Origin of the sequence: Mariniflexile aquimaris (assembly GCF_042676825.1) — a bacterium.
GTDB lineage: Bacteria > Bacteroidota > Bacteroidia > Flavobacteriales > Flavobacteriaceae > Mariniflexile > Mariniflexile aquimaris.
In genome coordinates this window covers 99,342-114,203 of sequence record NZ_JBHTIB010000015.1, presented here as the reverse complement: position 1 = coordinate 114,203, position 14,862 = coordinate 99,342, and the positions used below count along the sequence as shown (strand labels likewise).

At 35.7% G+C, this 14,862-nt stretch carries 11 protein-coding genes; 5 read left to right on the top strand and 6 right to left on the bottom strand.

The features are described from left to right. The first annotated feature begins 53 nt into the window (after nucleotides 1–53). From ACFQ0I_RS14500 to ACFQ0I_RS14480, 5 genes are all read left to right on the top strand, one after another. Nucleotides 54–1,244: an acetyl-CoA C-acyltransferase gene (locus ACFQ0I_RS14500; RefSeq protein ID WP_379943471.1), complete on the top strand. Its 1,191-nt coding sequence runs from the start codon at nucleotides 54–56 to the stop codon at nucleotides 1,242–1,244. A 150-nt stretch (nucleotides 1,245–1,394) separates the two neighbouring features. Continuing rightward, entirely contained in the window at nucleotides 1,395–3,206 is a 1,812-nt protein-coding gene (locus ACFQ0I_RS14495) for an acyl-CoA dehydrogenase family protein (protein ID WP_379943469.1), read from the top strand. 102 nt (nucleotides 3,207–3,308) lie between these two features. Further along, the gene (locus ACFQ0I_RS14490) at nucleotides 3,309–4,640 is read left to right on the top strand and encodes a M28 family peptidase (protein WP_379943467.1); all 1,332 of its coding nucleotides are present in this window, start codon (nucleotides 3,309–3,311) and stop codon (nucleotides 4,638–4,640) included. Between the two features lie 28 nt (nucleotides 4,641–4,668). Continuing rightward, nucleotides 4,669–6,312: a M1 family metallopeptidase gene (locus ACFQ0I_RS14485; protein WP_379943465.1), complete on the top strand. Its 1,644-nt coding sequence runs from the start codon at nucleotides 4,669–4,671 to the stop codon at nucleotides 6,310–6,312. A gap of 5 nt (nucleotides 6,313–6,317) precedes the next feature. Continuing rightward, the gene (locus tag ACFQ0I_RS14480) at nucleotides 6,318–6,890 is read left to right on the top strand and encodes a YdeI/OmpD-associated family protein (RefSeq protein WP_379943464.1); all 573 of its coding nucleotides are present in this window, start codon (nucleotides 6,318–6,320) and stop codon (nucleotides 6,888–6,890) included. 10 nt (nucleotides 6,891–6,900) lie between these two features. On the opposite strand, the gene ACFQ0I_RS14475 is transcribed toward ACFQ0I_RS14480, so the two are convergent. The 6 genes from ACFQ0I_RS14475 to ACFQ0I_RS14450 all read right to left on the bottom strand — a co-directional run bounded on the left by ACFQ0I_RS14475 (nucleotide 6,901) and on the right by ACFQ0I_RS14450 (nucleotide 14,828). Continuing rightward, nucleotides 6,901–8,181, bottom strand: coding sequence for a glycosyltransferase (locus ACFQ0I_RS14475; protein WP_379943463.1), 1,281 nt, complete (start codon nucleotides 8,179–8,181; stop codon nucleotides 6,901–6,903). A gap of 16 nt (nucleotides 8,182–8,197) precedes the next feature. Beyond that, nucleotides 8,198–10,285: an HAD-IIB family hydrolase gene (locus ACFQ0I_RS14470; RefSeq protein ID WP_379943461.1), complete on the bottom strand. Its 2,088-nt coding sequence runs from the start codon at nucleotides 10,283–10,285 to the stop codon at nucleotides 8,198–8,200. 233 nt (nucleotides 10,286–10,518) lie between these two features. Next, entirely contained in the window at nucleotides 10,519–11,985 is a 1,467-nt protein-coding gene (locus ACFQ0I_RS14465; RefSeq protein WP_379943459.1) for a magnesium chelatase, read from the bottom strand. Nucleotides 11,986–12,033: 48 nt separating this feature from the next. Further along, complete coding sequence (locus ACFQ0I_RS14460; RefSeq protein ID WP_379943457.1) at nucleotides 12,034–13,161, bottom strand: vWA domain-containing protein; 1,128 nt, start codon at nucleotides 13,159–13,161, stop codon at nucleotides 12,034–12,036. A gap of 92 nt (nucleotides 13,162–13,253) precedes the next feature. Next, the gene (locus tag ACFQ0I_RS14455; RefSeq protein WP_379943455.1) at nucleotides 13,254–13,931 is read right to left on the bottom strand and encodes a Crp/Fnr family transcriptional regulator; all 678 of its coding nucleotides are present in this window, start codon (nucleotides 13,929–13,931) and stop codon (nucleotides 13,254–13,256) included. A 63-nt stretch (nucleotides 13,932–13,994) separates the two neighbouring features. Further along, nucleotides 13,995–14,828 (bottom strand): universal stress protein, encoded by an 834-nt coding sequence (locus ACFQ0I_RS14450; RefSeq protein WP_379943453.1) that lies wholly within the window; start codon nucleotides 14,826–14,828, stop codon nucleotides 13,995–13,997. Nucleotides 14,829–14,862 lie beyond the last annotated feature (34 nt).

Genomic DNA, 14,862 nt, shown 5'->3' with positions numbered 1-14,862 from the left:
TATTAACAAACAAAAGCTTAAAGCATATTGCTTAAAGCCTAAAGCATTAAAAAATGAAACAAGCATATATAGTAAAAGCATACAGAACAGCAGTTGGAAAAGCTCCAAAAGGTGTTTTCCGTTTTAAACGTGCAGACGAGTTAGGTGCAGAAACCATCCAGTACATGATGAAAGAATTACCAAACTTAGATGTTAAGCGCATAGACGATGTTATTGTTGGTAACGCGATGCCCGAAGGCGCTCAAGGCTTAAATATGGCACGATTTATATCTCTTATTGGTTTAAATAGTGTTGAAGTCCCCGGAGTTACTGTTAATCGCTTTTGTTCTTCTGGAATAGAAACCATTGCCATTGCGGCGGCTAAAATTCAAGCTGGAATGGCAGAATGTATTATTGCCGGTGGATCGGAAAGTATGAGTTCGGTGCCCATGACAGGTTTTAAACCCGAATTAAATTACGATACCGTAAAAGCGGGTCATGAAGACTATTACTGGGGCATGGGAAACACTGCGGAAGCGGTTGCTAATCAATTTAATGTATCTCGTGAAGATCAAGATGAGTTTGCATACAACTCACACATGAAAGCGTTGAAAGCACTCGCCGAAAATCGATTTGAAAAACAAATTGTTCCTATAGAGGTTGAGCAAGTTTATATTGATGAAAACGGTAAAAAAGCGAGCAAAAAATATACGGTAACAAAAGATGAAGGTCCGCGTGCAGGCACAAGTATCGAAGCACTAGCCAAATTGCGTCCGGTATTTGCTGCTGGCGGAAGTGTTACTGCTGGAAACTCATCTCAAATGAGCGATGGTGCTGCATTTGTGATGGTTATGAGTGAAGCTATGGTTAAAGAATTAAATCTAGAACCTATTGCCCGCTTAGTTAATTATGCAGCAGCTGGTGTAGAACCACGTATTATGGGTATTGGTCCCGTAAAAGCCATTCCAAAAGCATTACAGCTGGCGGGATTAAAACAATCAGATTTAGAGTTAATCGAACTTAACGAAGCCTTTGCGTCGCAAGCATTGGCAGTAATTAGAGAATTAAACTTAAATCCAGACATTGTTAATGTTAATGGTGGTGCTATTGCTTTAGGGCATCCTTTAGGGTGTACAGGTACAAAACTAACCGTTCAATTATTTGACGAAATGCGCCAACGAAACATGAAAGGTAAATACGGTGCGGTAACCATGTGTGTTGGTACTGGCCAAGGTGCTTGTGGCATTTTTGAATTTTTAAATTAAAAACGCCCGACCTATCCCCCAAAGTAGAGGAACGATTGAAACAAAAAACAAAACAAATTCAAAAAATGATTTCAAGTTTTAAATCCGGACTAAAAACGTCTTGATTCCTGATTCTTGAATCTATAAATATTAACTAATAACTAAATAAGAATGGAAGCAACAGAAAAAGATATTTTAAGAGGTGGCCAATTCTTGGTTAAAGAAACTAAATGTGAAGATATTTTCACACCTGAAGATTTTTCTGAGGAACAACTCATGATGAAAGAAGCTGTCACCGAATTTGTTGACCGAGAAATTTGGTCTAAAAAAGCACAATTCGAACAGAAAGATTTTGCTTTAACAGAATCTTGTATGCGAAAAGCAGCCGAATTAGGCTTTCTAGGTGTTGCCGTACCTGAGGAATATGGCGGATTAGGTATGGGCTTTGTTTCTACCATGCTGGTTTGCGACTATATTTCTGGAGCAACCGGTTCTTTTAGTACAGCTTTTGGTGCGCATACTGGTATTGGAACCTTACCTATTACCCTTTACGGAACCGAAGAACAAAAACAAAAATACGTTCCTAAATTGGCGTCGGGAGAATGGTTCGGATCTTACTGTTTAACTGAACCAAGCGCCGGTAGTGATGCGAACTCCGGAAAAACCAAAGCGGTACTATCTGCCGATGGTAAATATTACAGCATTACAGGTCAAAAAATGTGGATTTCAAATGCTGGATTCTGTAGCTTAATGATAGTTTTTGCACGTATTGAAGATGATAAAAACATCACGGGATTCATCATTGAATACGATCCAAAAAATCCTAATGGTATAACCATGGGCGAAGAAGAACATAAATTAGGTATTCGATCGTCATCAACCAGACAAGTATTTTTTAACGACACCAAAGTCCCTGTAGAAAATATGCTTTCAACCAGAGGCAATGGTTTTAAAATCGCTATGAATGCTTTAAATGTTGGTAGAATAAAATTAGCAGCCGCCTGTTTAGACGCGCAGAGACGTGTTATTTCGGTTTCTGTTAATTATGCCAACGAGCGTATTCAATTTAACACACCTATTTCTAGTTTTGGGGCTATTCGCCAAAAAATTGCAGAAATGGCAACGAACTGCTGGGTGGGCGAAACAGCCAGTTATCGCGCTGCTAAAAACATAGAAGATCGTATTGAACTGCGTAAAAGAAACGGAAAAGATACACACCAAGAAGCTGAATTAAAAGGTGTTGAAGAATATGCGATTGAATGTTCTATTTTAAAAGTTGCAGTTTCAGAATACACTCAAAAATGTACCGATGAAGGCATTCAGATTTTTGGTGGTATGGGTTTTTCTGAAGATACACCAATAGAATCTGCCTGGAGAGATGCGCGTATTGCCAGAATTTATGAAGGTACCAACGAAATTAATCGTATGTTAAGTATTGGTATGCTTATTAAAAAAGCCATGAGAGGCCATGTAGATTTATTAGGACCTGCCACCGCAGTTGCTAATGAACTTACAGGAATTCCATCCTTCGAGACACCTGATTTTTCTCAATTATTTTCAGAAGAAAAAAGCATCATTGCCAACCTTAAAAAATTATTTTTAATGGTTGCAGGAGCAGCTTTACAGAAGTATGGAGAAGAAATTGAAAAGCATCAACAATTAATGTTAGCAGCCTCAGATATTTTAATTCAAATTTATATTGCTGAATCTGCTATCCTTAGAGCCGAAAAAATAGCCAAAAAAGATGGTGAAGAGGCTGCCAAAGAAAAAATAGCGATGGCTAAATTGAACTTATTCCACGCTATCGATATTATTGAAACTGCTGGAAAACATTCCATCGTTTCGTTCTCTACAGGCGATGAACAACGTATGATGCTCATGGGCTTAAAACGTTACATAAAATATGTAAACATGCCAAACATCATAGAACTAAGAAATATTATTGCAAGTAAAGTAATAAAAGAAAATAAATATTGTTTTTAAAGTAAACTAACGAGTGTGACTAACTCAATTCTAAAAGCGTTTCGGAAATTATTTTTTGAAACGCTTTTTAATTTTAAGTATTTTAGTGAAAAATAATCACCCATGAAATTTCAATATTTTATAATAACGTTTTTAATCACATTTATAACCACTTCACAAAACCATCAAAACATTTACAACATCATCGATGCGGTATCAGAAAAACGCATAGAAAAAGACATACAGGCTCTTGTTAATTTTGGAACGCGAAACACCTTTAGCGATACACTTTCAAAAACGAGAGGTATTGGGGCAGCAAGACGCTGGATTAAATCGGAATTCGAATCCATATCCAGTAATTGTAATAATTGCTTAAATGTGTTTTATCAGAAAGATTTTGTAACAAAAAAAGGCAACAACCGTGTACCACATGATGCTTGGATTGTTAATGTGATAGCCATTCAAAAAGGCAGCAAATATCCTAACAGATATATTATTATGAGTGGTGACATCGACTCGCGCGCAAGTGATACCATGGATTTTACAACAGATGCTCCAGGTGCCAACGATAATGCCTCTGGTATGGCGGGAACTATAGAGGCCGCTAGAGTACTCTCCAAATATAAATTTGAAAACAGTATTGTGTATGTTGGCTTATCTGGCGAAGAACAAGGACTATTTGGCGGTGCTGGACTTGCGGCTTACGCCAAAAAACAAGGTTGGGACATTATTGGCGTTTTAAATAATGATATGATTGGTAATATTGAAGGTGTTGATGGTGTGATTGATAATAGAGCCTTTAGAATATTTTCTGAACCCGTTCCTCCAACAGAAACCGAACGCGAACGGAATGCACGTCGCTTTTATGGTGGCGAAGTCGATGGGATTTCCAGACAATTGGCACGTTACATATACAAAACAACAAAAAATTACATGCCAGAAATGAACCCGATAATGGTTTACAGATTGGATAGATTTGGTCGTGGTGGTCACCATCGTCCGTTTAACGATTTAGGTTTTGCAGGTATTAGAATAATGGAAGCGCATGAAAATTACAACCAGCAACATCAAGACATTCGAGTAGAAAACGGTATAAAATATGGCGATGTTATAGAGCATGTTAATTTTAATTATGCCAAAAAACTAACGGCCGTAAATGCCATAAATTTGGCTAGTTTAGCTTGGGCACCACCCGCTCCTAAATCGGTTGCCGTGGGTGGCATTGTTGAACCATCAACCAAACTAAAATGGAATAAAGTTGATGGTGCTGTTGGCTATAAAATTTACTGGCGCGATACGACCTCGCCCACTTGGGATTATAGCAGACCTGTTGGAAATGTCACAGAATTTACTTTAGATGGTATTGTTATTGATAATTATTTTTTTGGAGTTTCTTCAATTGGAGAAAATGGCTTTGAAAGTATCGTTACATTTCCAAATGAAATTTCTAGATAATCCCTTATTTTAACTTCAAAATATATTTATGACTCATCGGTTTTACATATTATTACTGCTTATTATCTTTTCTACAACAAGCATTCAAGCGCAGTTACATTCAGAAAAAAGCAAATTCACAAAACAAGATACGTTAAGAGGAAGCATCACTCCAGAACGTGCCTGGTGGGATTTAACCTATTATCACTTAGATATAAAAGTAAATCCTGAAGAAAAATATATTTCTGGGAAAAACACCATTCAATATAAAGTATTGGAAAATAATTCTGTTTTGCAAATCGATTTGCAGGCACCTTTAAAAATAACCAAGGTAATTCAGAATGGCAATATTTTAGAAGTAACGCAAGATGGAAATGCCCATTTTATTACATTAAAAAACAATCAGGATATCGGCAGTATTCAGTCACTCGATGTGTATTATGAAGGTCACCCACGAGAAGCGGTAAACGCTCCTTGGGATGGTGGTATCTCATGGAAAAAGGACCAAAACGGTAATCATTTTATAGCGTCGTCTTGTCAAGGAATCGGCGCTAGTGTTTGGTGGCCAAACAAAGATCATATGTACGATGAAGTGGATAGCATGCTAATAAGTGTGAATGTTCCCGATAAATTAATGAATATTTCTAATGGCAGGTTGCGTTTAGTTGAACAAATCGACACCACAAAAACCTATCATTGGATTGTAAAAAGCCCTATAAACAATTATGGTGTTAATATTAACATTGGCGATTATGTAAAATTTTCTGAAGTTTACGATGGTATAGCGGGAAATTTAGACATGGATTATTATGTATTAAAAGATAATCTTGAAAAAGCCAAAGAGCACTTTAAGGATGCGCCTAAAATGATGAAAGCCTTCGAGCATTGGTTTGGTCCGTATCCCTTCTATAAAGACGGTTTTAAACTGGTTGAAGTTCCCTATTTAGGCATGGAACACCAAAGTTCTGTTACCTACGGCAATCAATACAAAAAAGGTTATTTGGGAAATGACTGGTCTGGAACTGGTTGGGGATTAAAATTCGATTTTATCATCATTCATGAATCTGGTCATGAATGGTTTGCCAACAACATTACCTATAAAGATATTGCGGATATGTGGATACATGAAAGTTTTACATGCTATTCTGAAAGCTTGTTTTTAGATTATTATTTCGGTAAAAAAGCGGCATCAGAATATGTTATCGGGATTCGACGAAATATTCAAAATGACAAACCTATTATAGGCCAATACGATGTAAATAATGAAGGTTCTGGCGATATGTATTTTAAAGGCGCGAACATGCTGCATACTTTAAGGCAACTTATTGAAGATGATGAAAAATGGCGGCAAATATTACGAGGATTGAACAGAACTTTTTATCATCAAACCGTTACCACAAAACAAATTGAAGATTATATATCGAAAGAAACGAAAATTGACTTAACAGAATTTTTTAATCAATATTTAAGAACAACAAAAATTCCAACTCTGGAATATAAGATTGAAAATAAAGAGTTAAAATATCGTTGGACAAAAATTGTGGATAAATTTGATATGCCCATACAAATTACATTAGATGGTAAAGAGCAATGGATATTTCCGAAGGCAGAATGGAAAACGATACCATTAGAATCTAAAAACCCTTCTTTTGAGATTAATCCCAATTTTTATGTTGAATCGAAACAACTATAATTCTTTTGAAAATACCTGAATTATATTTTAAAACCGATACAGAATGGCGCACTTGGTTACATCAAAATCATGCTTCGGCTAAAGGTGTTTACTTAATATTTTACAAAGTAGCTCACGAAAATGACAGCATGCGATGGGAAGATGCGGTAAAAGTTGCCTTATGTTATGGTTGGATTGATTCTACGGTAAAAAGTTTAGGTGACGGAAAGCGCCAACAATATTTTACACCTCGAAACATAAAAAGTGTTTGGAGCGCTTTAAATAAAAAGTATATCGATGTATTAATTTCTGAAAATTTAATGCATGAAAGTGGCTTGAAAACTATTGAAATAGCCAAACAAAATGGCACATGGACCGCTCTTGATGATGTAGAAAATGGCATTATACCAAACGATTTACAAATTGAATTTAACAAGCATCCGCTTGCTTTTGACAACTATCAAAACTTCTCGCCTTCATATAGAAAAAGTTATTTATACTGGTTAAATCAAGCTAAAAGAGAGGAAACAAGAAAAAAGCGCATAACAGAAATTATTCGATTATGCGCTAATAATATTAAAAGTAGAAGCGATTGGTAAAACAAAAATGCTAGCTTGTATAAATATTAGACTCCATAGATTGTTGGTTAATAGAACTAGCAAATATTTTTAATATGCGTTTCGCGATACCTGTCCAACCAAAGTTACGACGAGCAAAACGAGCACCTTCCACCGATAATTCATTACGTAATTTAGGGTATAATAGTGGCATAGACATCATCGCACCAAATTCTATAGGGCGATGAGGATCGGCAAACAACGCCTGATTTCCAAAATCTATCAAATCATACAAACCACCATGAACCGTTACAACACTTGGTGTTCCGCAGGCCATAGCTTCAATCGCAACCATACCAAAAGGTTCGTATCTAGATGGCATTGCAAAAATATTAGCCGAACGATAAACATTGGCTAAGTCTTCGTCTGCAATATAGTTTTTCCATTTTATTTTATCTAAAACCCCCAGCTCTCCTGCTAAGGTTTTTAATTTTTCTATTCCTTGATGATCTTGTTCAGAATCGCCACCAATAGCTGCTACCAATCGTGCTTCCGGACAAAGTTCTAACACGGTAGGTAATGCTTGTAAAAGCAGATCGTAACCTTTATTATGTGCCATTCTACCTAGGGCGAGAATATCATTCGGGTGGATATCATATTTAGAGCGCACCTTGTCGTTTTCTTTTGAAGGCACTGGAAAAAAACGGTTTTCATCAATTCCAGGAGGAATCATTCCGCAATTTCGAGGCAACACATCGTATTGTTTCGTAAGCAAATCAACTTGAGGCAAGGTTGTTGCAATCACATAATTACACATTTGATAAACAAAATACTCCTTTCTAATGCGCTCTTTAAAACGGTAGGTTTTCTCCATTTCTGCGTCGTCCATGTCGCTTCCCATAGTGTGGCGTTTCCACCATCCAAGAGAATGCGGTGTGTGAACGTGCGATATACCTAACTCTTCAGCAATTTTTTGACCTGCCCATCCTGCATCCCAATAATGGGTATAAACGATGTCGTATTTTTTATTTTCTTTTTTTATGGCGGCTAAACAATTAGTGACAAACTTTTTTAAATGATCGTGCATATCCTCTTTTCTGATAAACTTTTTTCCACCAAAAGGAATTCGCCATACACTGTAATTTTCATCTACCACATCATATTCTGGTTGATCTTCGAATTGACGCGTAACTAAATCTACTCGCTTGCCTAATCTGCTAAATCGTTCTGCTAGTTCTAAAACATAAACCACCTGCCCTCCAGTATCTGGTTTTCCTAATTCGGCATTGGCACCTACATATCCGTGTAGCGAGATCATTAAAATAGATTTCATAGTTTTATTATTTATGTTATTTATTAATTATTTTTAAATCGTGACAAGCAGAAATATACTGTGCGGCAGACCAGGCCTGATATGCTTTCCCCATGGCCCTTCCGGTAGTACCATGTGCCCATTCTGTAAATTCCCATTCTTCAATCAAGCCTTCTTTATTTATTAAAGCCAGTTTATGTAATTCTGAAATAGCAACATCTTTAAGTCCTAATTTATTAATATACTTCACCCAAAATCCACCTACAAAAGGCCAAATACCACCATTATGATAATGATGGGGTAAATTCAATAAATTAACGGTGTAATAAGGTCTCCAATCTGGGTCGCCTGGTGTTACCACGGGGTAGACGTTGGAAACAGGAAAAGGACTGTTAACCCCAACCCCAAGCATAAATTTGAGGGTTTGATGTGCTTTTTCGGCATCGACAGCGCCATGCAAAAAGGCTAAAACATTTCCTAACACATCACAGCGCCAACTAAAATCGAACGGTGTGGTTTGTGCGATCAAATAAGGTGTATCCCCTAAAGTAAATTGGCGCTCCGCAAAGGATACTCCCGAAAATAATTTCTGTTGTGTTGATGGCCAAAAATTTTCTAATATTTCCTTTTTAATAACCTGCGACCATCTTATATATTCACCAGCTTCTTCGTAATCGCCCAACATTTCAAGCATGCGCCCAAAACATACATTAGCACGATACCAAAGTATTTCGTCATATAAAATATTATAGCTTCCGCCAAATAAATCGGTCCAATCTCCCGCTTCTGGTATTTCTAACAACGCATCATTATTACTATCGTGCGCACCCAACCATCGCATGGTTTCTTTTATATTCGAAATATGTTCTCTAAGAAAATCTATGTCGTTAGTAACGTTAACATATTCGTAAAATGCAATAACCACCCAAATACCGCTATCTATGGAACAAATACCACCAACACCAGAGTAATCTGGCACATTATCTTTAATGCGAACGTTAGATGGAATTTGTCCATTACGTGAAATATGTTCGAATAAAGTTAAAAGCGTTTGTCGCTGGCATTGATGTATTTCTTTATCGTGTATAAGCGGTAACGACCCAATAACGGTTATTGCGCCATCTCTAGCCCATACGCTATGATAATTCTCGTCTGTACCATTTGGCACATTATCTTTTATGGAGCAGGCTGAAAACCCAAGCGGGGTTATATTCTTCTTTAACGCTTCTACCGCCTTCTTATAACCTTCTTTTATTAAGGCTATTTTTTCATCTTCATCTTCGGCTGCTATGTTATTTAATTCCTGTTGAATAAAAAAGTCTTCAGCATGATCTACAAGGTTGTTAACTCCAGCATGCTCAGGTAATATTCCGTAGTAAATCAACCCTTCAACAATACCATCACCAAAAATACCTTCAGAATGATACACTTGTCGGTGTTTGGTAAATTTATAAAGTTCTTCATGCGTGTTAGCGACTACGATTCCTTTAATATCTTTAATTCCAAACATTGCAGCATCATTTCCGCTATCGCCAGCTACTAAAACATTACTTGCATCTAAATCGAGTTTTTTTAAAAGCCATTGTAATGCATTGCCTTTATTTGCCCATTTTGGTAGAATATCTAAAAACTTTTCTCCAGAATAAACCACATTTATATGCATATTAGCCTCGACAAAACCCTGCTCGATACTTGTAATAAGCTCTGGAGTAGCATCATAAAAAAAATAACTTCGTTTGTAAGAATGTTGATACTTTCTAGGTTGCTCGCTAATGGGGTGTTTTATATTTTGAATTACATTTTCTACAGCCTGTAAATCCCAACCATCATCAAGAACATCGTTAAATTCTTTTAATACTTGTTTGTTGTTATAATCATAAATATGAGTTCCAACACCCGATATAATATAATTTGGTTCGGGCAAAACACCTTTTTTTATTAAATTTAGTGTGTCATCTATTAAACGTCCTGTATTATAAGTTAAGAGAACATCTGTGTCAGCACTGTATTTTTTCCATATTTTAGTGAAGTTACTTTTTAGGGTATTAAAGTCTATTAATGTATTGTCAATATCAAAAGATAGAAGTTTTATATCATGTTGTTTGTAACTGTCTTTTTGGCTCATATTAAGTTTTCGAGAAATAATTTAATTAAACAATTTGTGTAATGTATAACTTACAAAACACCTTGAACTATATTCCCGAAGTTACAAAAAAAATAGGAACTGCCTTTTGGCAGTTCCTATTTAAAACCTTGATTATGCTGCTAATGACCCCTAATTATATCATATTACTTGTTAATTAAGACTTAACTATTAAATTTTTAAAAAATCACCCTAATTTTTTTTATATTATTGGTTCAAATTCCGCTAATAAAACTCCCATATGGGTCTTTAAAATGGGTTCCTTCTGTAAATCTATATTTACTTAACAATTTAAATTCTACTAAAGACCACAACAAGAATTCTTTAACAAAATACCGATCTTGTTGAATTAAATCTGGTTGATATTCTTGTAATAAATCCTCTAATGGCGGAATGGCATCGAGGGTATTTTTATATTCTTCATCATTAAAATCATCCATGAGTTCGAAGCCATCTTTTTGATTAAAAAACCAAGACACTAGGTCGTCGTAAGGACTCTCGTCTTCTTGTTTTTTCAACTTTTCAATTTTTGGAAAAAACTCTTCGAATAAACTTTTAACAGCTTCTCCTATTAAATTATAGGCCACTACAGCAGCTCCTTCTTGTTCGCCTTCATAAACAAGTTCTACTTTACCGATAATGGATGGGATAATCCCAACAAAATCGCTTAAACGAACCACCGTGTTTTCGTCGCCCGATTTTAATGCACGACGCTCTGCAGTGCTTAGCAAATTTTCGAATGCTGTGATGCTTAATCTGGCGCTCACACCGCTTTTAGCATCTATATATTCGCTTTCTCTGGCTTCAAACACAATTTGCTCTAGTAAATCTTTAGCCAAATCTGGTACATTTACTGTGGCGGTTTGACTCTCTAACACTTTAGCTTCTTGTTCTGTAATTAAACGTGCCGTTTCAATATCTACAGGATAATGTGTTAAAATTTGAGAACCAATTCTATCTTTAAGTGGTGTTACGATACTGCCTCGATTGGTATAATCTTCTGGATTTGCCGTAAACAAAAACTGAATATCGAGTGGTAACCGCAACTTAAACCCTCGAATTTGGATATCGCCTTCTTGTAAAATATTAAACAAGGCCACTTGTATTCTAGCCTGTAAATCTGGCAACTCGTTTATTACGAAAATACAACGATTTGCTCTGGGAATCATACCGTAATGTATGACCCTGTCATCGGCATAATTCAATTTTAAATTAGCAGCTTTAATAGGATCTACATCTCCTATAATATCTGCAACTGTTACATCTGGTGTTGCCAGTTTTTCGGCAAAACGCTCACTTCTATGTAACCAATAGATAGGTGTTTGATCGCCTTTTTCTTTTATAAGCTCTTTGGCATATCTGGAAATAGGTTTAAAAGGATCGTCATTTATTTCAGAACCATCTACTACGGGAATATATTCATCTAACAAATTAAGCATTAACCGCGCTAAACGCGTTTTTGCCTGACCACGAAGTCCTAAAAGATTAATATTATGACGTGATAAAATAGCGCGCTCCAATTCTGGAATCACGGTATTTTCATAACCATGAACGCCTTCAAAAGTGGTCTCTTTATTTTTTATTTTCTGAATTAAATTATCTCTTAACTCGTCTTTTATTGACTTTGATTGATAACCCACCACTTTTAATTCGCCAAGTGTTTTTATATTTTCTATTTTCATTTTCAATTTTAATTTTGTCTTGATTTTTGGTTTTCTAATCAAATCTATTTAGCCTCTAATTCTCTTTTTTCTATTGGTTTCATAATCTTCAAAGATCATTTCACCCAAACCTTTTAGTCCGGTATAAAACGCCTTTCCTTGATTTGCATAGGTAAATTCGCGAACAAACCGCATTAAGTAACTGTCTTGCGCAATCATAAACGTTGTAATTGGAATATGTAATCTTCTGGCTTGTTGCGCCATAACGTAGCATTTATTTACAATGTGCTTATCTAACCCATTACTATTTTTGTAGTACTGTCCATCGGGCAATCGCAAACAGCTTGGTTTCCCGTCTGTAATCATGAATATTTGCTTGTTGGTATTACGTTTTCGTCGTAATATATCCATGGCTAATTGTAAACCTGCCACGGTATTGGTGTGATAGGGTCCTACTTTTAAATAGGGTAAATCCTTTATTTCTATTTGCCAAGCATCATTACCAAAAACTATAATATCGAGCGTATCTTTTGGGTATCGGGTAGTTATCAATTCGGCTAATGCCATAGCTACTTTTTTGGCTGGTGTTATTCGATCTTCGCCATATAAAATCATACTGTGACTTATATCAATCATCAAAACAGTACTCATTTGTGATTTATGCAAAGTTTCTTCAACGACCAAATCGTCTTCAGACAATTTAAAATCACCGATTCCGTGATTAATTTGTGCGTTTTTTAAACTTTCAGTAACCGAAACTTTATCTAAACTATCCCCGAATTGATACGCGCGAAAATCGCCTGTATGTTCATCACCAAGGCCAGGGCTTTTGCTTTTATGGTTTCCTTGTCCGCTACGTTTAATCTTACCAAATATTTGATCTAGAGCTTGTTGCCTAATGGCGCGTTCGGTTTTTGAAGTAATAGCCATTGCTCCTTTTCCATCGGGATCTATTTCTTCTCTAATGTAGCCTTTCGCTTTAAGATCTTCAATAAAATCGTCGATGGTATACTCTGGTGTGGTAAGCTTGTATTCTTTATCTAATTCGCGCAACCAACTTATGGCTTCATCAAAATCACCCGAAGTGTGTGTGATTAGTTCCTTGAAAATATCGAATAATTTATCGAACGGCGACTGGTTTGGCGCTTCGTATTTTTTAAATACAAAACCTTTTCTTAAAGTATTCTTGTCTTTCATAGCAAGCTAAAAATACTTTATTTTTCGTCAAAAAATGCTAAGGAATTATTAATTTTTTCTATAACGTGTCCTGAACTACTTATACTTGCGTACTATTCTACACGTTTTAGTCCTTCTACGTCGTCTATTCTAATTTGTTTTCCAATTATCGAAATTAGACCTTCTTTTTTAAACTGAGATAACACTCGAATTGCCGATTCGGTAGCAGTACCAACAATATTTGCAAAATCTTCGCGCGACAACAAAACACTTAACGTTTTATCTGGATTCACACCAAAACTCTCTTGAATATACACCAACGTTTCTGCTAAACGTTGTCTAACAGATTTTTGCGCCATATTTACAATAATATCATCTGCTTCCTTTAAATCGTGGGCCATTTCTTTTAACACATCGTATGAAAATCTCGGATTGGTTTGTAAATCGTTAATTATTTCATGTCGTGGTATAAAACAAACCTCCATATCGTTTAAAGCTACGGCTTGTAAATTTGAAGCTTCTTCTGTGATTAATGAGCGTTGACCAATTAATTGTCCTTTAACAACCATTTTAACTATCTGGTCTTTACCATTTTCACTTAATTTTGAAAGCTTACAAATTCCATCTTTAACGCAATACACACCGTTAATTATTTCGCCCTCTTCGAAAATTACTTCACCTTTTTTTATAACCCGTGTTGTTTTGCAATTCGAAATCCGAACGAGTTCTTCTTTTGATAAAGATTTTAGAGCGTTAAATTGTTTTATGATGCATTGTTCACATTTACCCATACTAACTTTTTGAAGTTTTGTAAAATTAAATAAAATTATTGAATAGGCTATGTAAATATTGAATTAGTGCAATACTAAAAAAGGAATGTTTTTATAGTAACTAATTTCTTTTACAGTAGGATGAAATAATATTTTTTGAAAATAATTTAAATTCTTTGCCAACATGGTTATAAGATTTATCCCTTGGCTATCTACAAATTTCTGGACAGCATCTTCAATATACTTATTAGTTAGAAAATGAAAACTATGTTCGTGATTGCTAAAATAATCGTCTAAATACTCTTTGTTTTTTTGCTGCTCGTCGTTTAGTTCTGCTCCTTTATTTACGTGTAACACCCGAACCACCGATTTGTGCGCTTCTATAATATCTGTAATAGGTTGTAAGGTTTCGGTGGGATAAAATATAGAAAAATCTGTGGGGAATACAATTTCTTTTGGCACGTTAAACGTGGCGTTTTCTGGTACAATTAAGGTAGTACATTTTACTTTGGTAATAACATCGCCTGTATTACTTCCAATGGCTAATTTTTCTAAATCGGAGGCGCCTTTGGTTCCCATAACTATTAAATCGATGCGCTTTTCTACCACATGCCTCCTAATGGAGCTAATCATGTACATGCTATCTGTTAGGGTAAAAAATCTATGATTACCACTTAGCCCTAATTTATTTATCCGCTTAATGGTATCTTGTAATAGTTTTTTAGTTGGTTTAGAACTCACCTCTGGGAGAACTACTTTTGATGCGTTCTGAACTGTTTCAAAACGTTCGCAATCGGCTACAGTATTAACATGTAATAAATAAAAATTACATGTCGATTTACTGAAAAACCGGAGCGCATATTCAATGGCATTCCACGAGTTTTCAGAAAAATCTGTAGGGATTAAAATATTCTTCATTCCTGTTTTGTCTTCTAAAAAACAAAAGTAAAAG